This is a genomic window from Legionella lytica (assembly GCF_023921225.1).
In the GTDB taxonomy this organism is placed as follows: domain Bacteria; phylum Pseudomonadota; class Gammaproteobacteria; order Legionellales; family Legionellaceae; genus Legionella; species Legionella lytica.
The window spans coordinates 1,854,024-1,879,802 of record NZ_CP071527.1 but is presented as its reverse complement, the minus strand read 5'-3'; the positions used below and the strand labels follow the sequence as shown (position 1 = coordinate 1,879,802).

The following is a 25,779-nucleotide window of genomic DNA, read 5'->3' as shown; positions in this document are numbered from 1 at the left end:
CTTAGTGTATGAGTATTGGCTGCCTACTCTCAATCTTATTCATTTCCTGTGTTGTATTTACTTCACTCTAATAACGCTCTGATGACTCAATAGCTCGTCTCTTTCCAACGTTTTGGATTCTTGGAGTTGTTGTTTAATCGACATAGAGCGTTCAATATGAGTGTGGTGATTGTCTTTGCTGGTGTGAACTTGTGTTTGCTTCTCTTCTTGCTGGATTTTCTTTTCTTGTTTTATGATTTTAGTCTGTAGAAATAAATTGACATAAGAGCTAAGAAAATGACTGGTCATGGTCACTTGTTGTCTGTCAGGTAATAAAAACTCTTTATGATTACGGAATTTTTTAATATAAGAAAATATATAATCCCAACGACCGCAATTTAAACCGACGATATGATCACGTAACTCATAAATGATTTCATCCATTTCAAAACCAGCAGTAATGGTTTCAATCAATACGGTTACCTTCACACAACCACGAGGTAAACCTAATAGTTCTTGAGCTTTAAGGAGCACATCATTCCACAACCTAGCCTCCAAATGAGACTCCATTTTGGGTAAATAGAAATAAGGTCCGGTGCCCTGCTCTAATAAAGTCTTTGCATTATGAAAGAGATAGGTGAGCGCATCAAATAATGATGCAGACATAGGTTTTTCATCAATTAGTACATGTGGCTCGTCTAAATGCCAGCCTCTTGGGCGTACCACAAGAACAGCTGTTTTTTCATTAAGCTTGTAATGCTTGCTGGATTGCGGATCCGTGTAGGTTATTTCTTTGCGAACTGCATCGTATAAATTAACTTGCCCATCAATACAATTATTCCATGTTGGTGAGTTTGAGTCTTCAAAATCCGCCATAAATACTTTTGCACCACTATTTAAGGCATTAATAATCATTTTGCGATCTACTGGGCCTGTAATTTCAACTCTTCTGTCTTGCAGATCGGCTGGTGTATTATGGACTCTCCAGTTGTCTTGGCGAATAGAGGCAGTTTCTTCTAAAAAATTAGGATACACGCCTTTATCAAACTCGTGTTGCCTTTTTTGTCTGGCTAATAAAAGTTCTTGTCGGCGGTCACGTGCAAAACGTTCCATAGTAACCAAAAAATTCATTAACTCTGGGGGTAAAACAAAGTTATTTGTGTGAGATAATCTACCACTGATCTTATAGTAGTTATTATTCATTGGATGCATCTCCACATGTTTTTTATCCAATTTTTTCAAACTGGTCCTTGTTATAACATAGTTGAGAATACTGGAATTGCAAATGATTTAGCGAAAAATTAGCACATTTTTTGTGCAGCGCACTATTTATTACATTTATTACCTTCTTGCTTTTTCAAATCTCCCATTCGCCAGAAACTGAAGAATAAGCTCACGTACTTTTGAGTTATTCATGATAACCATATGATTTGTACTAATAACCATAGGTTCCATTTGCCCATCCAAGCGTGCGTATTCAGGAGGAACTTTAGCATCGTATTTTCCAGCAATGATGGCCATTTTAATTTTTGGAACAGGTACACGATGAACATAAGATGATTCTTCTGAACTGAGTTCGGCTAAGGGCTTTATCGGTAACGTAAATAGTGGGAATATTTTGGTAGATATTTTAGCTAAGGTAGAACCTTGATTCGGTGGTGCTAACATAATTAAGCAACCAATTTGTTTCACTTGTCTGGGCTTTAATTTAGATACTGCCTCGCGAGTGATAATGCCCCCAAGACTATGGGTAATAAAATTAATTTTTTTCCCCGGATTTTTGGCAATTAAATCATCAACAAAGTGCTGCAAACGAACCCCGTGCTGCTGAATCGAATAGCGTGCTGATGGATAACTATACAAGTAAACTTGATATCCATAACCTTCTAAAAAGGATTTTAACGGGCGCATGCTCATTGATGTGCGCATTAACCCATGAATTAATATAACAATTTCTTTTTGATGTTTGGTTTTTAAATTAGTACTGGACGGATGTACTTGGGCTGTTGCTGCATTGATGATTGAAAAAACCAAGATAAACACAACAAGCAAATAGCGACTGAAAATAGCTTTAGCCATTATAATCCTTTTTTTATCGAATATATTGCAAAAATTGGTATTCTCGCAAAAAATACAGCAAAAAATTAACCCATGAAAAAGTCGATGAACTATACCACAATAACTCGTTTTTGTTTCCTTATCTTATTGATCCCTGCTGTTATTTATTTACTACTTGCTTTCTACATTGCCAAAAATTCGGAGCAAGATAATAAAAAACCAGCGGATGCAATTTTAGTCCTTGGCGCCAAAATCAATCGTGATAAGGCACTCAACCCTTGCCTTGTCGCACGAGTTGAACATGCTGTTGAATTATATAAAGCACATTATGCTCCTAAACTAGTGGTTTCAGGTGGTGTTGATAAAGAAGATAACGTTAATGAAGCCCAAGAAATGAAAAGAATCGCCATGTCGCTAGGCGTTCCGGAACACGATATTTTGCTTGAGTCCGACTCAACATCAACCTATGAAAATATGCTGCTTTCTAAAAAAATATTGGATGAAGAGCATATGAATTCAATTATCGTCGTCACAGAGCCATTCCATCTGCCTCGAGCTCTGCTCGCTGCAAAAAAAGTTGGGCTTAAAGCAGTGGGTTCACCCGCAGTAAAAAGTGCATGTTGGGCGAACAATAAATATCTAAGCCTTTATTTTGCCAAAGAGCCTCTAGCAATTATGTATTATAAGTTAAAAAATAGAGTGTAATAACGGAAGCTGGGCTGTTAAAGCCCAGAAAACACAAGCTTACAGCAAGGAATCATGTTCAAATGCTAAAAAAAAAGTTGCTATCATGGTTATTATTAATCTTAACAACATCCACTACATCAGCCTTTTCCATCACCAACATAGAGCAAGCCAAACTTCCTTATCCTTATAATTTTTTATTAACTCAACCCTTGATGACTCAAACGCTTGAAAAATATTATAAGCGAACACCGATTATTCAAACCCAAGCAACTGATTTTGATCCAATCCAAAATAGCTACGCCCGAACCATTACAATGCTCATTGATCGCGATAAACAGAGGAATAATGCTGACGAGGCACAAAAAACAGGTGAGACACAGGTAATCGAATTAGCATTTATTAAAATGAACTTTAGTGAATTACCTAAAGAAATTATTGAAGAGATTCGTCATACAAACATTCCTTTTGGCAAGCTCTTAGAAAAGCATCAAATAAAAGTACTGACTCAAAATCGGGTATATTTTACAACGACCTGTACCAAAGAATTTGCCTTATTCATGCAATGTAATTTGAATAAAGTACTTTATGGACGTAAAAATACGATTGTCCGGGGGGACAACCACCAATGGTTAGCGCAGGTTATAGAGATACTGCCGTAATTAAAACACAAGCCATAATCTAAATGTCATGGCTTGATTTGCAGAGACTATCCTAAGAAAATATTAACATCTACTTTTGTATTATCTTCTGAGGATTTATTTGCTACTTCTGATAATGGAGGAGCAAAAATTGACAAAAGAGAAAGATTGCTCAAATCTTCTTGTTTCTCTTTAAGCAAGCTCGTTTTCTCTTGATATAGTTCAACTAAATCAAAAAACAACTCTAGTGTTTCATATAATGCTCTTCGATAACCATCCAAATGAACCGGGTTATACTGGATTTTGACTTGCGTTAAAGGGCAGTTATCTAAGCATGTTCCATTATAAAATAATGCTGCGGCATCGTAAACCATGCCTGTTTCAACAACATAATAAGGTTCTTCAAATAGTGCATGTAACACCGGGCACATTAGATCAAATGTTAATGCGTTGGCCTCTAACCAAGTATCCAATAATTCTTTAAACGCTTGCGCATCACTGCTTGATTGAAATGGCTTACTTATATTTCGTAGCATGTGCGATAAATCCGATTTTTTGTAGGATAGTTGGATCTTATCAAGACAATCCATCGCTCTCTCCTTGAGCTCCGCGTCTGCATTTAAAGTATCTATGCAGCCTCTTATAACCTCTTTGACTTTGTCCAAAGATTGCAAAAGGTTAGCATAAATCACTTCATCTTTTGTCCTTTGTTTGGTTAACACATAACTAACACAATCAACGTAATAAGCTTGCATTGGGGTGGCTTGCTCTGGAATTGGTATAATCATACGGTCATCTTTGAACACCAATTTGCTTTTGGAGGTTTCAGAGAACTTATGGATTGCCTCTAATAACAACTCAAATTTTGATTTTGCACTCTCTTTATCTACATGCTCATAATTGATTGTAGAAGAGCCGTCCAGATGTTTATCCCGCATCTTATTATCTACAATCCCCCATTTATCACCAAGAAAAGCAAAACGAGTATGAGCGATTTCACTATTTTCTCGTTTAAACGTTAGCGATATCATTCCTTGGACTCGGCTTTCACGAATCAACCAAGAACCTGCTACCTTTGTGCTAAAAAATTGGTGGTATCCGTCAATAGCATCTAAATGAGAATAGTTCGGTAGCTTCATCTTGAAAATTGGAACCAAATCACTTTGCTCCTGATTTACATTAGATGTTGCTTCTTGCTTTGCTTGCATGAAAACTCCGCTTTTAAGACATAATATAGAATACGCACATAGTAACAAAATTAATCATTTAGTCAATGTTAAAAACAAAATGGCATTGAAAACCTTTTTTTTACCTCTACAGCGACAACAAATAAGCTTCATCTACAACAAAAGCATGTAAGCAGTATATACTTGTTTTATATATAATTTTTGAGGGACCAATAAATATGGCTAAAAAAAGTAAAGGACAGGTACAAAAACAAGCTCTTGGCATAATTAATATGCCTTACAAACCTATCCACGAAAAACAAACATACAAACGCATTGCCTGTGTATTTCAAGGTGGTGGGGCCTTAGGTGCATATCAAGTTGGGGCTTATCGTGCAATTCATGAACGTGGATATATCCCTAATTATCTTTCTGGGGTATCCATTGGTGCAATTAATAGTTCCATTGTTGCTGGAAATCCGCCTGAAAAACAGATCGAAAAACTAATGGAATTTTGGAACACTATTGTTCCTAAGTTATGGAGCGATCAGTTTTCCCCGTGGAGCTCTTTTGATTATTTTCGACATGTAAACAACAGCATCACTGCACTCCATGTCATTATGTTTGGTTTAGATGGCTTTTTTAAACCCCGTTATATAGCTCCAAATGAGTTAACAACAGGCACTCCTGATAAATTAAGTTATTATGACACCTCGGAGTTACGAAATACCCTTGAAAAAGTAATTGATTTTGACCGAATTAATTCGAAAGAAGTGACTTTATGTCTTGGTGCGGTGAACGTTGAATCAGGAGAAATGTCATTTTTTAATAATCAATTAATGACGATTACTCCGGAGCATATTATGGCGAGTTGCTCCCTGCCCCCAGGATTCCCTGCAATGAAAATCGGTGATAATTATTACTGGGATGGCGGAATCTATGCAAATACCCCTCTAGTTACGGTGCTTGATGCCCTACCAGAAGAAGATACTTTGTGTTTTGTCGTGGATTGCTTTAGTTTGGCAGGTCAGCTACCTGAGAACATGGATCAGGTAGATGAACGACAAAAAGACATTCGTTATGCCAGCCACTCTCGCCGTCTCACCAATGTCTACAGTAGTCGACAAAATTTACAGGCTGCAATTACCATATTAGGCCAACATTTAACGCCTGAAGCAAAAAATGATCCTCAGATACAACAAATTTTACAGTTAGGTAATCAAAAACGTTTTAGTGTAGTACATATTATTTATCGAGGCTCGCCTTTTGCTCATTCATTCAAAGATTATAATTTTGGAAAGGCGGTTATTGAGCGACGCATGAATACCGGGTATGAAAATGCTATTGAGGTATTAAACGAGCCAAAATGGGAAGACAAATCGACGAACCCATTGGCGTGCTCCATTTATGGCGTCACTCCTGATTATTTTGATCAAAGATAAATAATTTTTCCTTGGAGGGAAAATCACCCTAATTGTGCATATAATAAACATAAGGTGTGTTGCTTTATGAGAAATATATGCCTAAACCAAATGTAACAGAACACTTTGAAAACGGTAGTGTAGTCGATGTAATTGACTCGTTTAAACAACTTAACAATCAAGTGGCTCGCGACTATAATCCCGCCCTAGGCCCCCTACCCAAAACAGATTATACCTTCTACTATGAAGAATTAACTCGACGACTTATGGATGGAGAGGCCTTTACTTACGAAAAAGCCGCAGACAAGAGCCACCTCATTCGATTTAAGAACAGAGTATATAACCTTACTGAAATCTTAGCCTACTCAAATTTAGATCATTTAACGTTTAACCAAAGTGATTTAGAACAATACGTTGAATATTGTAAAGATACATCTATTGTACGGCCCGAAAATTCGGATGAAGAGTTCCCTACGGAGGAGTATTTTGAGAAACAAAATAAAAAAGCAGGGGGAGTTTTTTCTGAGATGCATTATGGAGAAAGATTAGCTCTTAATGTTTATTCTACAGAATATTATGAGGAGATGAATCCACTATTACGTGGATATTATAATTTTGCTGACAAAACACCCGCTCAAATAAGAGATGTTATCGTACATAGCGCAATGTGCGGACAAGCATTGGCTCATGCTCCTAATAAGGTAATTGATGGTACCTTCCGTTATGAAAGTGTTTTTAACCAGGACGTATTAAACAATCGCATAAAAATAGCACAAGAAGGTGGGGCTGAAATAGTAAGAGGCTTTATTAGCACAGGTGAAGAACCCGCTCTACCGTTTAAAGATAAAGTAGCAATTACCTATACTGGACTGGTTGGAAAATATCTTGGACCACTATCTCGATTTCCAACTGAAAAAGAATTTTTAATTCCCCCTACTCAAATGACTTATGAGGGATATGTTAAGGAAAATGGGGTACATTATTTTCACGCCAAACCAGTAGTTGATTTGAATTTAGTTCATGAGAATGCTCAAGAGTTTGCTCATAAAAGCCGCATCAACGGAGCCAAAGTTCATGAGTTATACCATTATCTAAAAACAATTGATAAAGCCCTAAAAGCTCATTGCTCTCCAGCAGAATATCAAATTTATAAAGCTCAAGTAGATGAAATAAAAGCATGGGCTATCGTTAAATTAGATGAATTAGCCAAAAACCCTAGTCCTGCAAATATTGCAGCTGATCTAAGTGTTATGTGGAGTAAATTGTCTGATATAAGTTTAAATGCGCTAAAGAATAATGCGAAATTTGCTGCGTATCAGGAAGAAATCGGACAAAAGCGAGATCTGGAGCAACAAATAGCCGCTCCTCTGCTTGCCAAAGAGTGTATGCAAATAATGAGCGAACTCCAAGCAGCCAATAGTTCTCAATACCCACAATTGATTACTAAATACCCCGATGGTTTTGATGGGATGAGTGTCCCTGAATTGCTAACAATCAGAGAGGAAATCGGTAAAGATTTACTCGCGACTAAAAAGTTAGACTGTTTAATTAAATTAAGTGAGATTAAAGACCAGGGAGAGCAACTGAATGATAAAAACATCAATAAATTTGTTGGGCCAGTGAATGAGGAGATTATCCGAACCAAAAGCATTGTTCGACTTGAACAAATAAAAGAGCATCTAGAATGTAAATCACTTCTACAACAAATTGAGGCAACGCGTTTCGGCCCTAATGACAAACAAATGAATATGTTTGTTCAAGAAACGATGAAGAAAATGGATAAATGCACTAATCTAGATGAACAGAAAAAGCTTAAAGAAGAGTTACAATCTACTTTAGCCACTTTAGAAAAAAATAAACCTGCAATAGATACATTAAGAACCATTATCCAAGATTTTCGAGACAGATCACACGCGTTTACTATTGGTATGAAAAGCAAAGCAAATCGAATTGAACGAGCGATTGGGGACAGTGTACCTATTTCTGAGCGAGGAAAAATTCAGGACGCAGAACCCGTATTAGAAGCCCTTGCTTCACACCGTCACAAACACGGAAAAGTTTACCACGAGGATGGGCACATTAATGAGCAAAAAGCCTCCGGAAGCTTTCATCAGTTTAAGAAGAAGATGAATGAGTTAAAAGAGGAGCAAGCGCCATCTGTAGAGGTCTCTCCTGAGTCTGCTGCGATGAAATATTAGATTTATTAAGTACTCACATTCACTTGGCGTTACGGAGCATAATAATCGTACGCCAAGGAAAATTTTCCACCAGAATCATTGATCCAAAATAAGTCACTTGGTAAAATATATCTTTTTTATGGGCTTGTATTGGACATGATTTATTTGGCAAAAAAAGAGTTAGAAGCAGCTAACGCGGCATATCAATTGGGTAACTATCAAAATGCATTAACAAATTACGAAAATGCGATAGCTAAACTTCGTGAACTTGGTGCTCAAAAAGGTTTTTCGCCAACAAAACTCTATTATGATGAGTTGGCTTATGCCCATAGTCAAATTATTAAGTGCATTACCCAAACAGTACAAGCCTTAATTGCTGACTCCCCAGATGTCCTGCCAGATTATGAGCTTATTAAATTACACATGAGAAAAGCTCGCAGTAATCGAAAGGATTTTTTAGCTCTCCATAGCATACTTGATCAATATTTTGGTGGCATTAGCCGAAATGCCACTGAACGTCCAGAAAAAGTTTTTTATTCTTTAGCCGTGACCGCTGAAAAAATTAGTGATGCCATTAGTGATTTCGCAGACAGAGAAACAGATTGGGTGGGAAGAGACAAAGCTTATATGAAAGCTGTTATGTGGTTGCAGCGCGCCCAAAAATATCTCATTAAAGCAAATAGCTCTTTAGAGATTGAAGGAAACAGAAAGAAAGCAAGTGGTGCAGTAAGAACAGAGCTGCATCTTGGATGTTTGGACCTCATGGAGCGTGCATATTACTGTAACCATGATGAGACTTATCTCCAAGAGATCAGTAAATATATTAGCGAAAACAAACTACATGGATTGTGTTTAACAAGCGAAGAACAGCTTGCGCTTTTAAGTTATGAGCTTCTCGTTGCAGTTGAAGACAACGATGAATATGCCATCTATATGCTTAGCCAATATTTTGATGAAATATTAATTAATGATCCTGATTTTGATGAAAATTGCCAGCTTATTCAACATATTAAGAATTTATTAGCTAAAGAAAATGTTATAGAAAACGCTATAGAACCTGAGCCAACCTCAGAGCCTAATCCTAAAAAACGAGACAGAGATGAAGAAGAGGAATATGGCGAAGATGAGCTCTTTTTGACGAAAAAATCAAAACTCAGTGAAGGTACGATTGCACCAGATGCCTCTCATTTATTGAATGAAGCACCAGAATTAGAGAATAATGTAGCGACAACAGAACAGGCTCCTATGTCCTCTCTTCCTCAGGTTGCGCCCACCCTTTCATTTTTTGCTTCAGTACCTGAGCAAAAACCGAGTCAAATCACCTTCACCGAAACAATGAAAGAACTCGCTGGAAGCTATAATAATTCTGAGACCTTGGCTAATTTGCTAATCATCGTTGCCGATTTTTATTATCAAGGCAAACACTCAAAAGAAAATTCATTGTCACCAAAAGCAATGTTTATAGCTTATTCATTATACGAAGATGCGCTCAAACTTAGCCCACAACATGCTGCAGCACGAAGCAAAAAGGATGAACTCAAAAGTATTCCTTTTGGTGCCCAGATTTTTAAACTTGTTCTGAGTGATAAAAAACAAACGGTCGTTCAGCACAAAGCTGCTTCAGGTATTTTTAACCATTCAATTGCAGACAGTATCAGAAATGCTCAAACCTATTTGATTGAAAATAATCCCCAAAAATCAGATGAGCTATTTACGAAACTTCTTCAATTCATTGGTAACACGTTAAAAACAGATCATAGTGTTGGAAGCCAATCTGAAGTAATCGCCAATTTGATATTAAGTAAATGTCCGAATTCGATATTAGCTAATCAATCGTCCTATGCTCCAGGTTTTATTTAAGTCATACAGATGGATGCCGCGCTCAAACCGCGGTATCCATATCTTCTTCCCTATTCCGAACTAATAAATACCCCACAATGAATTTCTTCAAGCCATAAATTCGCCAAATACAGATTAATCATCTATATTAAATTAGCTGATCAAGTATTTTACAAAATGGAGAATAAATCATGGCCGATTATCATGAACATGCCGATCTAGCACGCTTAAAAGATCTTTTTGGCCTAGCCAAACCTGAAGCTGATGGGTATTTATCCTTAAATAATGCATTTAATCGTGACAATGGCGCGATTCCCAAAAAATATCGTGAACTAATGGCGCTGGCCGTAGCTTTTACTACCCAATGCCCCTATTGTCTAGAAGTACATACTGCCGCAGCAAAACGTGCAGGAGCAACGCGAGAAGAGGTTGCTGAGACCTGCTTTATTGCCGCTAATTTACGTGCCGGAGCAGCAGTTACACATGGAACTTTAGCTCTAAAATTTTATGAACGTTCATAAAAAACAGCGTGCCTGGTTGCAGACCACCGTACCTCATACATATCTCTGCTGACACTACGCAGTCAAGAATGATATTTATAAGTTGTAGGTTGGTCTATGGCCAACAAGGACATCAAACTGTTGAGCCATGGACCCAACCTACACGTTCTTTCACTTAATGACGGTATCTCTGGGGTTGGGAAACATCAAAGTGTAGAGCCCGCCGATTTTGTAAGAGATACAGTTACAAACAACCAAGCAACACCTTATGGTAAAACATAAATAACTAAAGTAATTAATCCCGCCAATGCAACCAACGGATGAATAAAGACTAATAACTTAGGGACTTTCATTTCCTTACGTCCCATTATAAATAAGGTTAATCCCCCCATTGCCGCGAGCAAAAATAAAATTAAACTGGCGAGCAATAAAGGCGCAATACCATAAATGATTAAATAAGTCACCATGATCGCAATCGCCAACCCGGCAACCAAACCATGACCAATCAACGCGATTTTATTTACAGGCAAGTCCTGCAATATAGCGACTAAAATAGCGATACCAAATGTTGCAGCTAAAAGAAATAAACAGATTGCCAATATTAACATACAAGATCCCTTCCCTTAATTAATATAGAACATCTCATCCTCTAACAAAGTTTCCAAACCACTGCTATCATTTTCATCTTTATGTTCCTGAATAGGTGGAAAATTAAGTGCTGGAGCTGGATTTTTTAATGCATCCGTTAAGCTAATAAATTTATATCCATTTTTTTGATACATTTCTAACACATCACCTAACAAATAGCTATTAAGCAAATTAGCGTGAATAAGTAATATTTGCTTGCCATTTTTCGCAGCACTTTTCTTCTCTGCTAAAAGGGTTTGCTTCCAAATAAAGGCTAGATAGCGAGATTTTAATTTTTGGATATAGGCTGCGCGTGCTCGAAAAGGAACTCCATACGCCATTTTATTAAATTCATAATCTTTACTATCAATCGTCACTGGAGCAATGACATAGTGATGTTCGCTCAAATAATCATAAACCTTTTGTTTGGTCTTTTTATTTCCTTCAGCCAAATAAGGGTAACGGAAATATTTAGGTTCTGTCATAATGGGCGCAAGAATTTTATCCGCACGCTCAACATCCCCAATGTATTTCTCAGCACTCATTTGATTTAAGTTATAATGCGAATAAGTATGATTTCCCAGCATGAATCCTGCTTGACGAAATTGCTCAAGAAAATCCCATTGTCCTTTTTCAATAGCCCCAGCAATCACAAAACCAGTGGCGGGAACCTTATATTTTTGGAATGCTTGTATGATTTGGGCAAAACGTTCCGTAGATCGTTGCTTATTACCTGGAGTATTCATTTGTGAAGCAACCAGGGGCAAGTCATCTATCGTAATAGCAATTTCTTTATCTTGCGCACTACATAAAGAAGAAAATAAGAGCGTGAATAAAAATAATATCCGTAACATTGACGTTCCTTATCGTTTAAAGATCCTATATTAACCCAAATCAAACTAAATTAAACTCTGCTAAAGTACAATATGAACGTCCCTCTTGTGCAGGTCTACTTTCAATAAGATAAATTTTATCAATTAATACAGGAGAAACCATAACGTTTTTAATTTGTTTTATCCCTTCTGTTGATAGATTATGCTTTAGCACCCTCCCCATAGACATATGCCCCCTAAATGGACGAAATCCAACATTACATCCCTGTTCAACAATAATATGGTTGAGGTTTTCCGACAATTGCTTAAGTGTTTCTTGAGGTTCTACAGATAATGAAAGAATTTTAGGATGTTCCAGACTTGGAAACCACTCCAATGAACCTAAGTGCAACCAAAATGAAGGTTGGTTGTTCTTGACTAAGGTAGTAACACGCTCAATGAGCACAGCTATCTGTTCTTGCGGAATGGCATTAATAAATTGCAAAGTACAATGTAGATGCTCTAAATCAATCCATCTAAGTGTTTTCTTTGGAAAAGCCATTCGAGCAAGCTCCAATATATGTCTTAATTGCTCATGTATGGATTTAGGTGGGCGAATAGCGAAAAAAACACGCACTGTATTCATTATTCCCTTTCTGGCTAAATGTTCATTTATTACTAACAGTATATCGCTTAAAATATAAATGTACCTGTTCACACGTCAAAGCGTGAACACTGACTTAAAAATAATAATTAATGGAGTTTTTATGAATTTCAGTAGCAAATTATCATTATTAGCCGGAGCCTTAATGTTTGCAGGTTCCTCTTTTGCTGATCCAGTATGCCCAGATCTCAAAGAAATTCAATTAGGAGGTTTCTCGGTAGCCTTCGGTACTGCAAATCATTTTTTCGCCTACAAGCTCAGTAATTATAATACCGATACAAATTGGGGCTTTATCATGGGACCATTTGCAGTGCCCACCCGTGAAGCCGCTTTAGAAGCAGCATACTCCACCTTAAGCACTATGAATGGCCCAGGTATTTATTATCATGAATGTATTTATAGCACTGGGATTTCTGATCTTTACGCTATTGCCATCCAAGATCCTATTGTTATTCCCGCAAAAATGAAAGAATCAATCGAAGCTTTAAGGCAGTAGGAAAAATGCCGCCATTACGAACGAAGTGAAGCAATTCAGGAGTATGTGACATAGAACCATAGATTGCTTCACTTCGTTCGTAATGACAAAATGTAAATACGCCGTCTTCTTGACGAAAAGGAAACGTAACCCGTATTAGCGCAGCGTAATACGGGTAATTGAGACTGATTACACTTCGATCTTAGTCCGGTAATGACATCAAACTAGCATTTCCACCAGCCGCAGTCGTATCCACAGTATAAGTACGCTCATGGCAAAGTCTAACCAGGTAATTTGGACCACCTGCTTTAGGACCAGTACCAGACAAACCCTCACCACCAAAAGGCTGCAACCCAACTACAGCTCCGGTCATATTACGGTTTACATAACAGTTTCCAGCATGGACACGCTTTCTGATGTACTCAACCGTTTCATTAATGCGGCTATGAATTCCTAAAGTTAAGCCATAACCTGTCGCGTTAATTTGCTCAATAACCTTATCTAAATCTTTGCGCTTAAACTTAACGACGTGTAATACGGGGCCGAATACTTCTCGCTCCAAAGAGTCAATGCTATCAAGAGCTAATGCAGTTGGTGGCATAAAATATCCTGATTCTAATGACTCATTCAAGCGACACTGGTAAATCACCTCATGGCGTTTTCTCATATTCTCCACATGAGCTTTAAGTACAGATAAAGCGGGTTTATCAATCACAGGCCCCACATCAGTAACTAACCATTGTGGTTCTCCAACAACTAATTCTTCCATAGCTCCTTTCAATAGGGCTACCGTACGTGGATAAACTTCTTCTTGAACAAACAACACACGTAACGCCGAACAACGCTGTCCAGCACTTCCGAATGCCGAATTTACTGCGTCAACAACAACCTGCTCCAATAAAGCAGATGAATCAACCAGCATCGCGTTTTGGCCACCCGTTTCTGCAACTAATGGAATAATTTCTCCACCGCGCGTAGCTAAAGTACGATTAATTAAATTTGCCGTCTCAGTAGAACCAGTAAACAAGACTGCCTTAATTCTCTTATCAGCGACTAAAGCTGCGCCAACTGTTTCACCATCTCCAGGAAGCAATTGTATTGCGCCGGCAGGAATACCAGCCTGATGCATTAATTTCACAGCTAAGGCCGCAATCAATGGCGTTTGTTCTGCAGGTTTTGCAATCACACAATTACCAGTAACTAATGCAGCAACTACCTGACCAGTAAAGATTGCTAAAGGGAAGTTCCAAGGGCTAATACAGAGTACCGTACCACGTGGATGTAAGCTTAATTCATTTAGCTCACCGGTATATCCACTCAAACTCTTTGGAATTAAAATTTCTTGAGCTAACTTGGCGTAATAACGACAAAAATCAATTGCTTCGCGAAGTTCTGCTATTCCATCATTCAGAGTTTTTCCAGCTTCAAGGCAAGCAAGAGCTAAAAATTCAGCGCCATTCTCCTGCAATAAATCGGCATAACGATTTAAGCAAGAAGCACGCTCTTCCACAGATGTTTCTGCCCAAGTTGAAAATGTTGTTGCCGCTGCAGATAAGGCTTTTTCAACATCATTAACTGAAGCATTTTGCACTGTACCCACGACTCGTTCAGCCTGCTGTGGCGAACGGACCTTTTGTGGTTCACCTGAATCTGGAGTCCCCGCAATCATTGGGCCAGAAGTCCATTGTTTGCTAGTAAAATGAGTTAATATTTCTTGCAATTGAGCACGCTCAGCGCGGTTGCTAAAATCAATACCCTCAGAGTTTTTACGAGAAGCAAAAATATCCTTAGGCAATGGAATATTTTTATTAAGACGACTAAACAAAGAACGCGCTTTGGCAACTGGATCTTCAACTAAAGAATCAATAGGCGCATTATCATCAACGATACGATTCACAAAAGATGAATTCGCCCCATTCTCTAACAAACGACGAACTAAATAAGGAAGTAAATCCTCATGACTTCCTACCGGAGCATAAATACGGCAAGGAATTCCATGGCAATTTTCTGGAACGACTTGTTGATAAAGCTCATTTCCCATTCCATGCAAACATTGGAATTCAAAATCGCGGTAGCTTCCCGTAATATTTAGAATCATCGCCACAGAATATGCATTATGTGTTGCAAACTGAGGATAAATAGCATCAGTCATAGTGAGTATTTTTTTAGCACAGGCTTGGAATGAGACATCGGTAAACACTTTGCGAGTAAATACAGGATATTCTGCAAGTCCCTGCATTTGCGATTTTTTAATTTCACTATCCCAATAAGCACCTTTAATCAAACGAACCATCATTCGGCGTTTTTTGCTACGCGCTAAAGCAGCTACCCAGTCTAATACGTAGAATGCTCTTTTTTGATAAGATTGCACTGCCAATCCAAAACCATTCCATCCATCCAAACTATCATCAACAAAAACACGCTCCATCACATCAAGAGATAGATCCAAACGCTCAGATTCTTCAGCATCAATGGTTAATCCGATACCATATTCTTTCGCTAAACGTGCAAGCGCTAAGAGCTTGGGCGGTAATTCAGCCATTACACGATCATATTGGCTCTCACTATAGCGTGGGTGTAACGCAGATAATTTAATTGATATTCCTGGACGTCGATAAACATCTGAGTTTTTCTCTGCTTCTTTCCCAATCGTTTCGATTGCATCTCGATATGCTTCAAAATAACGTGCAGCATCAACGGTAGTTAATGCGGCCTCTCCTAACATATCATAAGAAAAACGGTACCCTATTGCCTCTTTCTTTTTAGCGCGAGTCAATGCTTCTTTGATTGTACGCCCTTTAACAAATTGCTTACTCATAATTCGCATCGCTTTATCAACAGCTGTTCGGACTACAGCCTCGCTGCTACGATTAACCACTTTCATTAGGGATTTGGTCAATGAGCTTTCCGCTTTTTCAGGAGTTAATACTTTTCCAGTTAACATTAAAGCCCAGGTTGTCGCATTAACAAAAAAAGAATCGCTCTGACCTATATGAGACTTCCAATTACCACCTGCAAGCTTATCTTTAATCAAATTATCGATTGTTGCACTATCGGGCACACGTAATAAGGCTTCTGCCAAACACATTAAAGCAATCCCTTCTTCACTGGATAAGGCATATTCAGTTAAAAAGGAATCGATACCGGTACTCTTTTTACGGTCGGAGCGTACGGACTCAACTAATTTAGTTGCGCTGGCTTTAATTGCCGCTAATTGTGAGGAATCTAAATCTGCTTTATCACAAAGCTCTGTTATCAACGATAACTCATCACCGCGATAAGCATGATTAATAGCAGCGCGTACCCCTTCTGGTAATTGTATGGTCTGCTTTTCAAGCATAGTATTCTCCGAACTAAAAATAACAACGGGACATCATAGATGAGCCCCAAGAAAAATGGAATAATTCACTTCAGTTTTGCGACATTATATGATTTTTAGCCTAATCAATAAAGCAACAACTGTGCCAAATCCAATGTAAACGTTGCGTAAATTATAATCTATTTTATGTAATTTAATTCAAGTTGAGCTATTAATTAACCTGAGATCGGTGCAAATTTTGCACAAAAAGCCTGGTAATTGTTTCATACTCTTTTAGCTTACTTTGCTAAGCTCCTGATTTGAATAACATTTAAACCTTATGGACAAGGAAAGATCTTGTGATTTTACAATTGCCTCAATTGTTAATATAATCACCGTTTTTTTCAAGAGCCAATAACGGTGATTTTATAAGAATAGGGAGCTGTATGAATACATTATTAACTCTAATTTCGACCGTCCTGTTAACCGGTAATTTAACATCTAGTACCCCATCTTTTGCAAACACAGAAACAGAACTAAACACCAAACTCCAGCACCTGGCATCTAAAGCGCCAAGGTTAGATAAAAGAGTTCTAAAACTTGCATTAACCGCATACACTAACGCTAACAAAAAAGGTGCTGTAAAGAAGCCCGTACTTACAGTAATTGATTACTCGTTGCCTTCAAATAAAGAACGTATGTGGGTATTTGATCTCAATTCTGAACGCTTGTTGTATAATACTTATGTTGCTCACGGCAGAAACTCAGGAGGCAACAACGCAACTCAATTTTCAAACACAAACTCAAGTAAGCAATCCAGTTTAGGTACGTACATCACCCAAGGAACCTATATCGGTCACAAAGGATACTCGTTAAATCTGCAAGGATTAGATAAAGGATTCAATGACAATGCATACAACCGTCGCGTTGTCATGCACGGAGCCTGGTATATGGATCCCGGCTTCATTCGCAAATCTGGCCGTGCTGGCTTATCTTGGGGATGCCCTGCGATTTCTGAAAAATTAGCGAAGCCTGTAATTAATACCATCAAAAATGGTTCTGTAATCTTTGCTTACTTCCCAGATAAGAAGTTCTTATCACGCTCTGGCTATCTAGTCGGCTAAGAAATTATTTGGTAAAATAAAAAAGCCAGGTTTTAACCTGGCTTTTTTCGCAGTGATCCGTATAAGAACGTCCCGTCCTTATAAGTCATCCCCGACAAAATCAAATCCGTTTGATTCAAGTCCCTTTGCATGACTCAAATTTCCCTATAAGTCATGTTTTGAATTTAGCAATTGTGATTACGAAGTGCAAGCATCAAAAAATATAAAAAAATATTAGTTTTTATTTTTACTTTTATTAAAGATTAATAAAACCCCTTATAAAACAAAGGGTTATTTTGATCTATAAATTTACAGACAAGCAATATCGGCTGTTTTCTACGCATATATTGAGATATTTCTTACAAATCCTTGAGCAATAAGGTCTTTTTTGTTCTACAATTTAACAATAAATATTGATTTACTTGCACGCAAAGCTTGATTCTGTCCAAGGATATGGTAGCTTATTCGGCAAATGATAACGCTTTAGAGCAAAATGATGGATAAGCAACAACAAATCGCAATAAAAAAAGATAAGCTACAAATTATAGATTGGTTAATCGAACATTTCCCCTGCGCCTTTTTTAAAAAAGGGAGCCAAATTAAACCGCTAAAAATTGGAATCTTTGATGACATAATTGATTTTTATGAGCGCCTGGATTCTCCTCCTTTTAGTAAAAAAGCGCTTCGTGAAGCACTAAGCTACTATAGCGCCTCACCTTCTTATCTAAGCTGCCAAAAAGAAAACACGGCTCGGGTAGACATCTATGGAAATGAAGTGGATGTGGTAACAACAGAACAAGCTAAGTATGCGTACCAGAGATTTCAGGAACGTTATAATAAGAAGAAAGACATCGAACAGGCACATAGTTAGGAACCACGTAGGCTGGGTCTATGGCCTAATGGCACTTACTTAAGAAAAAACAGACGAATTCGCTATGCTAATCACTCCCCGAATTTCGCTGCGCTGCATCCAGGCTACATTTAAATTGCCTGGATACTCATTCGAAATACATTGGATGCAGCGCAGCGAAATCCGGGAGACCATGAGCGCGGCGAATCCCTTAAGTAAGTGCCATTAAGCACATATTATCAAGTTGATCGCAAAGCCACCAAATAATTTACTTGCACGTCAGTCCCTAAAGAAGCAGTTCTCAAAATAGGGTTATAATCCATCCCCTTCATATCCACTAGATTAAAATCAAAAGACCGTGCCATCGCAATCAACTCACTAGGTTTTATAAATTTGTTGTAATCATGCGTTTGCCTAGGTAGCAAATTCAATAAATACTCAGCGGCAATGATAGCACTTGCATAAGCTTTTAAGGTGCGACTAATTGTTGATAAAAACAAAAATCCATTGGGCTTAAGTAATCGTTTGCAATGCTCAAAAACCAGGTGTGGATTTTCTACATGCTCCAACATTTCCATGCAGGTGATCACGTCATAACGTTTGCCCTCATAATGCTCAACAGGAGTACAAAAGTATTCGATTGATAAGTTATTGTCTTTCGCATGCTCGTGGGCCGTATGAATGGCATCTTGCTCCGCATCAATACCAGTAACATTTGCTCCTGACTTTGCTAGTGCTTCGCATAAAATTCCACCACCACAGCCCACATCCAAAACAGTGGCATCCATTAATGTGACATGCTGAGCAATAAACTCTAACCGAGTCCCATTAATATCATGTAGGGTTTTTAATGGCCCTTCAGGATTCCACCAGTGTTTCGCGTGTTGAGCAAATTTATTTACTTCCTCTGCATTAATTGTTGATTTATTCATAATGACATTAAGTCCAGGGGTTTAAAAAATTCAATCACATTCGGATTGCTTATGAAGCTCACATTATATGGATGTTCCGCACACAATCCTATGGGTAATTGATCCTGAGTAATTGTTTCTGCAATTTTTCCTAATAAAATTAATTTTATAGTCGGTTTTATAGCCGCTAATTGGCTCAAAAAACTTTGCATAAAGGGCTTCCACTGGCGAGCATGATAAGGCACCTTTCCTTCACTATAAACTAAACAGGCATTAAGCAATAAAATTCCTTTATTCATCATTCCCTGGAATAGCTGCTCTCCTGTTTTTACTAGGTCGTTTTTATCCAACTGCGCAATACATTCTTGTGACGTGTTATTAAGAGATAAGTCCCCACGAGCAACCAGCATCATTTTAATCCAGTTACGTAAGGAGGTAGCCCTATTAACAGGCGTACTTAACCCTTTAGGACTCCATAAGCCACCAACAGCATTATCCCAAAAGGCATAGCCATTAGCAGATTGCTCACGAGGATAAGGAGACTCACCGAATAAAATATATTGGGTATTCGCCATAGGTAAGCTAAATGCGGCAAAAATACGCTCAGCCCCAGGGAGCCAATTAGGATTATCTGTTAATTGCTGCAAGTAGTCTTTGTCCATAGCATCTAAAGCCTGGCTCAAAATACTTTTCCAATCAGAATGGCACACATCAAGACAATTATAATTTTTCACAATGTTACCTTAAAACAAAAATTTGTAGAGAAATACTAACCCACTTCCATTGTGCCCTTATTTTCAATATAATGGCGAATATTTGCTCAGCGGAGATCCGCGTTATGACCACTACTGCACCCACTCCATTATTATCTAGCGATGCGGTACACAATCGTAACTGCTATGCCTATTTTCTTCAATTAAAACCCGTACTAAATCCTACGCTTGTCGCATTATTGCCTGAACTTCAGCAATTAGAGCTATATCTCGAAAATGCTTATAACGAACAGATTCCTTATGGAAACTTATATTCTTCTATTATTGCTTCTTTAGAAGAATTAATTGAAAAAGAAGCCTCTCTTACCCAAGATCAAAATGATGTATTAGATCAACTGGTTAAAGTCATTTACCATAATGATAACCATATACTAGAACATGAATTAGCAGGATGGATAAATGCACTCTCATCGCAGGCGCGCCCTTTAGCATCGAACACCGGTAGGTTAATTAAAAATCAGTTAACCAATTCCGAAAATACTGTAAACGAAATGTCACCAGCTGACGCAGAAGGATTATTTAATCGCTTTTGCTCTTTATTTTCACGGAATTTTAAGCCCCAACTTGCTACAAATATTCCAACGATTAAAAATTTTTCCTATAAAACTACTGATGATCCAATTGAATATCGTTTTAGTACCCAGGCCCAACGACATAATGGGCAAAAACGCATAAGCCCCCTCTTTATACGCTGGCTTAGAATCAATGCAAAAGAATCATCACAAGAAATAAATCATATTTACTTTAATAATTTAGGCTATCATCGAGGTTATCTTGACGTTGCTGGTTCTAAAGAACGAGATTTAACGCATACGCTCCATGAGTTAGAAGATGATTCCGAATTAAAAGTAATGGTTATAACTCTTCCTGCACATGAAGGGGTAATGGCGTCACATAATTATCAAATCACTGATGATGAATCTCCCTATTCCTCTGTATTTGATGAGCTTTTCGATATTACTATGGGTAAGGTACATCAAAGTGGGGTTTCTGATTTTATTATTAGTCCTAATGCTAGAAAAGCCTTATTCAAGAATCAGGGGGAAGAACAATGGGTATTAAGGGATCTATTGGAAAAAAGCTTTAAAAAACAAGGAATATCTCCAGAAAACTCATTATCAACCGCACAAAAGCAAGCAGTTTGGGTTCATTTCATAAAATATGAGCTAACAGATTACATAATTACCACGCTCAAACCTAAGAGCTATAATTTTTCATGTAAAGACGCAATTGATCGAGGCGCCGTATCATCTACCTATTTTAATCTACTCAAGTCGTTTGAATCTGATTATCCACTCACCAAAGAAGAATTTGAACGTTCGTTAGATGCCGCAGCAGCAATGGTCAAGGGACGAGGAATGAACTTTCATCGGAAGATAATATGGAACGCTTTAGACACTTATGTTCATGCACATTATAAGGATTTAGTTGTTGACCCACGTAAATCATGGCTAATTTATTGGCGAGATATGAATTGCCCACATTTACGAGTTAAAGAACTACTCCCTATTCGAATCGAGCAAGGAAGAAAGTTACTTGATGATTTGACCCAAATAGCCCCAATGATAAAAGAGCATGGTAACCAATTATTCACAATGATAAGCACTCTAAATGATATAAATATCAATGGAAAGCGCCTCTTACTTGAAGCGGTTTCACGTACCATTGAATTACTCATTAGGCCGTCAGAAACATCCATCAAAAATTATGGACGGTTGGCTAAAGAACTAAAAGTGGAGCATCCTATATTCACGGCGGTAGCTGGAATCATGGAAACAATTTTAGGGATTATCTTATATTTGCCTTCATTTGGTTTTTCCCATTCATTAATCACACATGGAAATGCTCTGAGAAAAACAGGCTTCTTTGCAGAACAATGTGAACAATTATCCCAAGAAATGGAACATTTCTCAGAAGAACTATCAATATAGTAATTGACTGCTTGCAATCACCCTTTTTTGGCCAGTAAATAGCAGAAAAACCTGATTGCAGGCACTCAGACTACAATTATTTATAAATTTGATAAAATTTAATATTTTACTTGCTTCTCTATGAATTTGTGATTAAAAATAGTCATTATATGGAAATTCTTAACAACAGGGAGTGAGCTATGGCGACGACAGAACACAAGCTTGCAGAGTTAGTACAGGTAGATAAAGGGGTAAAACTAAACCCCCAAAGCGCAGAACATGTACTTTCACAATTGCAATTTTCTGATGCAGCAAAAAAAATCATATTAGACCCCAATTCCTTTGAGCAAAATGCCAAAGAACTCGAGTCTATTGCTCCATCAAACGAGCTGTTAATCCAAGTTAGAAAAAGCTTGGAAGCTATTATCGACTCACTTGAGCAAAATCCAAGTATACTCACATCAATCACTAAATTTTGGGGTAATCTGTCCTTATGGGAAAAGATTTTTGGTGGAATTTTAATTACTGGCCCCACCTTAGTCATAGGCGTTGCGGCCAATGTTGGTTTTCTTGTTACTCTCAGTGGCTTAAGCGCGGGGGCTTATATTACAAGTGGTGTCGTATTTGAAGATCACTTTGAAAACACGAAGAGAATTACGGAAAAACTAAAACAAGGTGTTTTTGAGGTTGCAGATGTACTCGTACTAACGATTCGCTCCTTAGATATCATCCGTCAAAAACTAGCTACCGAGGTTGAAAAGTTTCAACAAGAAAATAGCCGACTAACCCTCAACATCACGAAACTATCCGATGAAACCTATGATCTTAGCGTGCAAATTGAAAGTTACATGATCACCGAAAAACATTTGCGCCAAACCAAAGAGCAATTAGAGGAGACAGCAACTGAACTAAAAAAAGATTTATCACTTAATCAGGAACAATATGAAACTGCTGTACGAGAAATAGGCACTTTAAAACAAGAACATGAACGATGCACCTTGTTATTAAGACAACAAGTTGATGAGCTAACTGTAAAAAGAAAACAACTTGAGGAAGAGCTAGAAAAAACGAGAAAGCTAACATCCACACTACAAGTAGCCGTACAAACGCTTTCAAGTACCGTAATTAATGATTCCCAACAACGAGATATCTTCCAAAAACGCTTGGAAAACCTTGTAAAAAACGAAGAACAACATTTTACTCAAGTTGTCGACCGTTTTTGTGCAACAGAATCAGAGTTAGTCTCTGTTAAGAAACAATTAGAAGATAGCCTAAAACTTCAGCAAGAACTAATGGAGAAACAAAATCAGTTGATTAAACGACTGGAATTGATCGATCAGCTGGTACCTGAGTCCCCAATGACCCGAGACAATAAAATAAATATCGATGCACTGTGTACCTATGGAATTATGGCAAAAACCGTAGAAAAACCCGAGGCAAAACATCAACAACCGATAAACAACATACAGTAATTATTTTCTCATAGGCTTTTACCAGGATAAGGGAAAAAATTACCCACACCGAGCTCCCGCGGCTTAACCGCGGGATTTAGGAATGGGGTGAGCGTCCTAGTTGTGAATCGTTTCAATTTAAGCTATTGTTTAAAATTAAGATTTAGAGTTTGAAATCATGATGGAACCATACAAACAACTGATAAGTACCCTAAGCAATAATCAAGAACTTATGGTGCAACAGTTACACCATTTTTGTGAAATTAATTCCGGGACCACTAACTTACAAGGCCTAGCGCAAATCGCTACGGCGTTAAGTGACGCATACAACCCCATTGCCGATGCAATTGAGGTAAAAAAATTAGTTCCCTTACCTGTCATTAATATGTCAGGAGATGAGGCCCTGCAACGTTGTGGTGATGCCTTATTCATTAGGAAGCGTCGCCATCTAAAGCGCCGAATATTACTGAGTGGGCATATGGATACTGTTTATCCGGCTAATAGCTCTTTTCAAAAATTAACCTACATTAATGATAACCATGTAAATGGGCCTGGCGTTGCCGATATGAAAGGTGGGCTAATCGTAATGCTGCATGCCTTAGCGGCTTTTGAGCAAACAGAACAGGCAACACAATTAGGCTGGGATGTCCTGATTAATTCTGATGAAGAGATTGGCTCACCAGCTTCAAGCATTCTTTTTGATGAGTTAGCTCCTCACTATCAAGCAGCCTTAGTTTATGAGCCCGCAATGACACCTACAGGAACTTTGGCGAAAAACAGGAAAGGTAGCGCTAAATATACCTTAATCGCCACAGGCAAAGCAGCCCATGCTGGCAGAGCATTTGCTGAGGGCAGAAATGCTATTTGTTATTTAGCGGAAGCAGTTTGTGAAATTCATGCACTCAACGGCAAACGAGACGGCGTTACGATTAATTTTGGAAAAATTGCCGGTGGTGAAGCACTAAACGTCGTTCCAGATAAGGCCGTTGCAAAACTTGACATCCGCATTAGTGATCCCGAAGACGAGATATGGGTAAAAAATGAGTTAGCTAAAATTGACCAGAAATTAAAACGTACTGATTACTCCTTGACAATGCATGGAACTTTTGGCCGGCCGGTCAAGCGGGTATGCGCAGGCACCGAACGTTTATTTCAACGAGTTCAACACCTAGGTAAAGAGCTAGGTTTAACTATTGATTGGAAAGACAGCGGCGGCTGTTGTGATGGCAATAACTTAGCCCGTCATGGCTTACCTGTTTTAGATACATTAGGAGTACGCGGCGGAAATATTCATAGTCATGAGGAGTATATTTTACTGGATAGTTTAGCTGAGCGAGCAACGCTAAGTGCCTTGCTTTTGCTTGATTTGGCACAAGGTGGTTTAGAGGACTTAAAAAAATGATGCTATTTCGCAGCGCACTTGATTCTGATTTAGAAGCCATTCATGATTTGGCAGAACAAAGCGGTATAGGGATGACGACGCTTCCTAAAGATATTAATCTATTAAAAAAACGAATCGATTGGTCTTGTGCATCGTATAAAAAAAAGATAGTTCATCCCAATAGTGAGTATTATCTTTTTGTTTTGGAAAATCAAAAAAACAAAGAAATTGTTGGGGTATCCGCAATTGAAGCTCGCATAGGCCATGATACGCCTTTTTACTCCTATAAACTTTCCAAACGTACACGAATATCACGCACCTTAAACATACGCAGTGAGTACGAAGTATTAAGTCTGGTAAATGATAATCAAGGACGCAGTGAAATATGCACCCTATTTTTGAATCCTAAATATAGAAAGGACAATAACGGGCTCCTGCTCTCTAAAGGGCGTTTTATTTTCATGGCACAATTCCCTATGCGTTTTGCGCCAATTGTGATTGCTGATATGCGCGGTGTTTCCGATAAACATGGGCGCTCGCCCTTCTGGGATAATGTGTGCAGCCATTTTTTTCAAATGCCTTTTGCGGAGGCTGATAGGCTGACCTTAGCAACGGATAAACAATTTATTGCTGATTTAATGCCGCGCAATCCAATCTACGTCAAATTACTTTCGGCAGAAGCACAGGAAGTCATTGGTCAGCCTCATCCATTAACAGCACCAGCAATGAGCATCTTATTAAAAGAAGGTTTTCGTTATAACAATTATGTTGATATTTTTGATGGGGGCCCCACACTGGAAGTGCCATTAAACGAAATTAAAACAGTTAAATTAAGCCGTTTAGTTACCGTTGGCAGCCTAAGTGATGAAGTAAGTAGCTCCAATTATTTACTAACAAATGCCCAATTAAATTTTCGTGCCACCATCAATACAGCATTAGTTAATAAAGAACAAAATACCTGTATTCTCAGCAAAAAAACAGCTGATTTACTACAGGTAAATCGAGGAGATGTTGTACGCGTTTCTCCCTTACAAATTGCGACCACACCCTAGGAAGCTT

At 38.1% G+C, this 25,779-nt stretch carries 22 protein-coding genes; 13 read left to right on the top strand and 9 right to left on the bottom strand.

Going from position 1 to position 25,779, the window contains the following annotated elements; genetic code table 11:
• Positions 1-57 precede the first annotated feature (57 nt).
• Together J2N86_RS08370 and J2N86_RS08365 are read right to left on the bottom strand one after the other, a co-directional pair.
• On the bottom strand, positions 58-1,182 hold the full coding sequence (locus J2N86_RS08370) for a malate synthase (protein ID WP_252578939.1): 1,125 nt from the start codon (positions 1,180-1,182) through the stop codon (positions 58-60).
• A gap of 138 nt (positions 1,183-1,320) precedes the next feature.
• Positions 1,321-2,058, bottom strand: coding sequence for an esterase/lipase family protein (locus tag J2N86_RS08365; RefSeq protein ID WP_252578938.1), 738 nt, complete (start codon positions 2,056-2,058; stop codon positions 1,321-1,323).
• A gap of 84 nt (positions 2,059-2,142) precedes the next feature.
• Between J2N86_RS08365 and J2N86_RS08360 the strand changes: the two genes are divergently transcribed.
• Together J2N86_RS08360 and J2N86_RS08355 are read left to right on the top strand one after the other, a co-directional pair.
• The gene (locus J2N86_RS08360; RefSeq protein ID WP_252578937.1) at positions 2,143-2,742 is read left to right on the top strand and encodes a YdcF family protein; all 600 of its coding nucleotides are present in this window, start codon (positions 2,143-2,145) and stop codon (positions 2,740-2,742) included.
• A gap of 62 nt (positions 2,743-2,804) precedes the next feature.
• Positions 2,805-3,383, top strand: coding sequence for a hypothetical protein (locus J2N86_RS08355; protein ID WP_252578936.1), 579 nt, complete (start codon positions 2,805-2,807; stop codon positions 3,381-3,383).
• A 47-nt stretch (positions 3,384-3,430) separates the two neighbouring features.
• Here the strand turns inward: J2N86_RS08355 and J2N86_RS08350 are convergent, their stop codons facing one another.
• Positions 3,431-4,570 carry a hypothetical protein gene (locus J2N86_RS08350; RefSeq protein WP_252578935.1) on the bottom strand — a complete coding sequence of 380 codons (1,140 nt, stop codon included), beginning with the start codon at positions 4,568-4,570 and terminating at the stop codon, positions 3,431-3,433.
• Between the two features lie 197 nt (positions 4,571-4,767).
• Here J2N86_RS08350 and J2N86_RS08345 point away from each other — a divergent pair, with 197 nt between their 5' ends.
• From J2N86_RS08345 to J2N86_RS08330, 4 genes are all read left to right on the top strand, one after another.
• Entirely contained in the window at positions 4,768-5,970 is a 1,203-nt protein-coding gene (locus tag J2N86_RS08345) for a patatin-like phospholipase family protein (RefSeq protein WP_252578934.1), read from the top strand.
• Positions 5,971-6,047: 77 nt separating this feature from the next.
• Positions 6,048-8,147 (top strand): hypothetical protein, encoded by a 2,100-nt coding sequence (locus J2N86_RS08340; protein ID WP_252578933.1) that lies wholly within the window; start codon positions 6,048-6,050, stop codon positions 8,145-8,147.
• Between the two features lie 135 nt (positions 8,148-8,282).
• Positions 8,283-9,986, top strand: coding sequence for an SPO22/ZIP4 family meiosis protein (locus J2N86_RS08335; RefSeq protein WP_252578932.1), 1,704 nt, complete (start codon positions 8,283-8,285; stop codon positions 9,984-9,986).
• 170 nt (positions 9,987-10,156) lie between these two features.
• The gene (locus J2N86_RS08330; protein WP_252578931.1) at positions 10,157-10,486 is read left to right on the top strand and encodes a carboxymuconolactone decarboxylase family protein; all 330 of its coding nucleotides are present in this window, start codon (positions 10,157-10,159) and stop codon (positions 10,484-10,486) included.
• 245 nt (positions 10,487-10,731) lie between these two features.
• Here the strand turns inward: J2N86_RS08330 and J2N86_RS08325 are convergent, their stop codons facing one another.
• Genes J2N86_RS08325 through thpR form a run of 3 tightly spaced genes read right to left on the bottom strand, consistent with a single transcriptional unit; the run spans position 10,732 to position 12,550 of the window.
• Positions 10,732-11,073: a hypothetical protein gene (locus tag J2N86_RS08325; protein WP_252578930.1), complete on the bottom strand. Its 342-nt coding sequence runs from the start codon at positions 11,071-11,073 to the stop codon at positions 10,732-10,734.
• A 15-nt stretch (positions 11,074-11,088) separates the two neighbouring features.
• Positions 11,089-11,946, bottom strand: coding sequence for a polysaccharide deacetylase family protein (locus J2N86_RS08320; RefSeq protein ID WP_252578929.1), 858 nt, complete (start codon positions 11,944-11,946; stop codon positions 11,089-11,091).
• 40 nt (positions 11,947-11,986) lie between these two features.
• Positions 11,987-12,550 (bottom strand): RNA 2',3'-cyclic phosphodiesterase, encoded by a 564-nt coding sequence (thpR, locus tag J2N86_RS08315; RefSeq protein WP_252578928.1) that lies wholly within the window; start codon positions 12,548-12,550, stop codon positions 11,987-11,989.
• Positions 12,551-12,671: 121 nt separating this feature from the next.
• Between thpR and J2N86_RS08310 the strand changes: the two genes are divergently transcribed.
• Positions 12,672-13,064: a DUF4949 domain-containing protein gene (locus J2N86_RS08310; RefSeq protein ID WP_252578927.1), complete on the top strand. Its 393-nt coding sequence runs from the start codon at positions 12,672-12,674 to the stop codon at positions 13,062-13,064.
• Positions 13,065-13,245: 181 nt separating this feature from the next.
• On the opposite strand, the gene putA is transcribed toward J2N86_RS08310, so the two are convergent.
• On the bottom strand, positions 13,246-16,383 hold the full coding sequence (gene putA, locus J2N86_RS08305) for a bifunctional proline dehydrogenase/L-glutamate gamma-semialdehyde dehydrogenase PutA (RefSeq protein WP_252578926.1): 3,138 nt from the start codon (positions 16,381-16,383) through the stop codon (positions 13,246-13,248).
• Positions 16,384-16,787: 404 nt separating this feature from the next.
• Here putA and J2N86_RS08300 point away from each other — a divergent pair, with 404 nt between their 5' ends.
• Both J2N86_RS08300 and J2N86_RS08295 read left to right on the top strand, forming a co-directional pair.
• Complete coding sequence (locus J2N86_RS08300; protein ID WP_252578925.1) at positions 16,788-17,465, top strand: murein L,D-transpeptidase catalytic domain family protein; 678 nt, start codon at positions 16,788-16,790, stop codon at positions 17,463-17,465.
• 475 nt (positions 17,466-17,940) lie between these two features.
• On the top strand, positions 17,941-18,315 hold the full coding sequence (locus J2N86_RS08295; RefSeq protein ID WP_252582430.1) for a ProQ/FINO family protein: 375 nt from the start codon (positions 17,941-17,943) through the stop codon (positions 18,313-18,315).
• A gap of 218 nt (positions 18,316-18,533) precedes the next feature.
• Here the strand turns inward: J2N86_RS08295 and ubiG are convergent, their stop codons facing one another.
• Both ubiG and J2N86_RS08285 read right to left on the bottom strand, forming a co-directional pair.
• Positions 18,534-19,226, bottom strand: coding sequence for a bifunctional 2-polyprenyl-6-hydroxyphenol methylase/3-demethylubiquinol 3-O-methyltransferase UbiG (ubiG, locus tag J2N86_RS08290; RefSeq protein WP_252578924.1), 693 nt, complete (start codon positions 19,224-19,226; stop codon positions 18,534-18,536).
• Positions 19,223-19,939 carry a uracil-DNA glycosylase family protein gene (locus J2N86_RS08285; RefSeq protein WP_252578923.1) on the bottom strand — a complete coding sequence of 239 codons (717 nt, stop codon included), beginning with the start codon at positions 19,937-19,939 and terminating at the stop codon, positions 19,223-19,225. Before J2N86_RS08285 ends, ubiG begins: the two co-directional genes overlap by 4 nt.
• Before the next feature lie 104 nt (positions 19,940-20,043).
• Here J2N86_RS08285 and J2N86_RS08280 point away from each other — a divergent pair, with 104 nt between their 5' ends.
• The 4 genes from J2N86_RS08280 (at position 20,044) to astA (ending at position 25,772) form a co-directional block, all read left to right on the top strand.
• Positions 20,044-21,909 (top strand): hypothetical protein, encoded by a 1,866-nt coding sequence (locus tag J2N86_RS08280; RefSeq protein ID WP_252578922.1) that lies wholly within the window; start codon positions 20,044-20,046, stop codon positions 21,907-21,909.
• Between the two features lie 179 nt (positions 21,910-22,088).
• Positions 22,089-23,360 (top strand): LegC2/C7 family Dot/Icm T4SS effector, encoded by a 1,272-nt coding sequence (locus J2N86_RS08275; protein ID WP_252578921.1) that lies wholly within the window; start codon positions 22,089-22,091, stop codon positions 23,358-23,360.
• A 157-nt stretch (positions 23,361-23,517) separates the two neighbouring features.
• A complete protein-coding gene (locus tag J2N86_RS08270) occupies positions 23,518-24,741 on the top strand; it encodes a hydrolase (RefSeq protein WP_252578920.1) in 1,224 nt (407 codons plus the stop codon).
• Positions 24,738-25,772, top strand: a complete 1,035-nt coding sequence (gene astA / locus J2N86_RS08265; RefSeq protein WP_252578919.1) for an arginine N-succinyltransferase — start codon at positions 24,738-24,740, stop codon at positions 25,770-25,772. Before J2N86_RS08270 ends, astA begins: the two co-directional genes overlap by 4 nt.
• Positions 25,773-25,779: the final 7 nt, after the last annotated feature.

Excerpts from the sequence above, each read along its gene's own strand:
- J2N86_RS08300 (WP_252578925.1), top strand. The coding sequence starts at position 16,788 with ATGAATACATTATTAACTCTAATTTCGACCGTCCTGTTAACCGGTAAT.
- J2N86_RS08340 (WP_252578933.1), top strand. The coding sequence starts at position 6,048 with ATGCCTAAACCAAATGTAACAGAACACTTTGAAAACGGTAGTGTAGTC.
- J2N86_RS08335 (WP_252578932.1), top strand. The coding sequence starts at position 8,283 with ATGATTTATTTGGCAAAAAAAGAGTTAGAAGCAGCTAACGCGGCATAT.
- J2N86_RS08365 (WP_252578938.1), bottom strand. The coding sequence starts at position 2,058 with ATGGCTAAAGCTATTTTCAGTCGCTATTTGCTTGTTGTGTTTATCTTG.
- thpR (WP_252578928.1), bottom strand. The coding sequence starts at position 12,550 with ATGAATACAGTGCGTGTTTTTTTCGCTATTCGCCCACCTAAATCCATA.
- astA (WP_252578919.1), top strand. The coding sequence starts at position 24,738 with ATGATGCTATTTCGCAGCGCACTTGATTCTGATTTAGAAGCCATTCAT.
- J2N86_RS08325 (WP_252578930.1), bottom strand. The coding sequence starts at position 11,073 with ATGTTAATATTGGCAATCTGTTTATTTCTTTTAGCTGCAACATTTGGT.
- J2N86_RS08320 (WP_252578929.1), bottom strand. The coding sequence starts at position 11,946 with ATGTTACGGATATTATTTTTATTCACGCTCTTATTTTCTTCTTTATGT.
- putA (WP_252578926.1), bottom strand. The coding sequence starts at position 16,383 with ATGCTTGAAAAGCAGACCATACAATTACCAGAAGGGGTACGCGCTGCT.
- J2N86_RS08350 (WP_252578935.1), bottom strand. The coding sequence starts at position 4,570 with ATGCAAGCAAAGCAAGAAGCAACATCTAATGTAAATCAGGAGCAAAGT.
- J2N86_RS08360 (WP_252578937.1), top strand. The coding sequence starts at position 2,143 with ATGAACTATACCACAATAACTCGTTTTTGTTTCCTTATCTTATTGATC.
- J2N86_RS08295 (WP_252582430.1), top strand. The coding sequence starts at position 17,941 with ATGGATAAGCAACAACAAATCGCAATAAAAAAAGATAAGCTACAAATT.
- J2N86_RS08330 (WP_252578931.1), top strand. The coding sequence starts at position 10,157 with ATGGCCGATTATCATGAACATGCCGATCTAGCACGCTTAAAAGATCTT.
- J2N86_RS08310 (WP_252578927.1), top strand. The coding sequence starts at position 12,672 with ATGAATTTCAGTAGCAAATTATCATTATTAGCCGGAGCCTTAATGTTT.
- J2N86_RS08275 (WP_252578921.1), top strand. The coding sequence starts at position 22,089 with ATGGCGACGACAGAACACAAGCTTGCAGAGTTAGTACAGGTAGATAAA.
- J2N86_RS08270 (WP_252578920.1), top strand. The coding sequence starts at position 23,518 with ATGATGGAACCATACAAACAACTGATAAGTACCCTAAGCAATAATCAA.
- J2N86_RS08370 (WP_252578939.1), bottom strand. The coding sequence starts at position 1,182 with ATGAATAATAACTACTATAAGATCAGTGGTAGATTATCTCACACAAAT.
- J2N86_RS08280 (WP_252578922.1), top strand. The coding sequence starts at position 20,044 with ATGACCACTACTGCACCCACTCCATTATTATCTAGCGATGCGGTACAC.
- J2N86_RS08355 (WP_252578936.1), top strand. The coding sequence starts at position 2,805 with ATGCTAAAAAAAAAGTTGCTATCATGGTTATTATTAATCTTAACAACA.
- J2N86_RS08345 (WP_252578934.1), top strand. The coding sequence starts at position 4,768 with ATGGCTAAAAAAAGTAAAGGACAGGTACAAAAACAAGCTCTTGGCATA.
- ubiG (WP_252578924.1), bottom strand. The coding sequence starts at position 19,226 with ATGAATAAATCAACAATTAATGCAGAGGAAGTAAATAAATTTGCTCAA.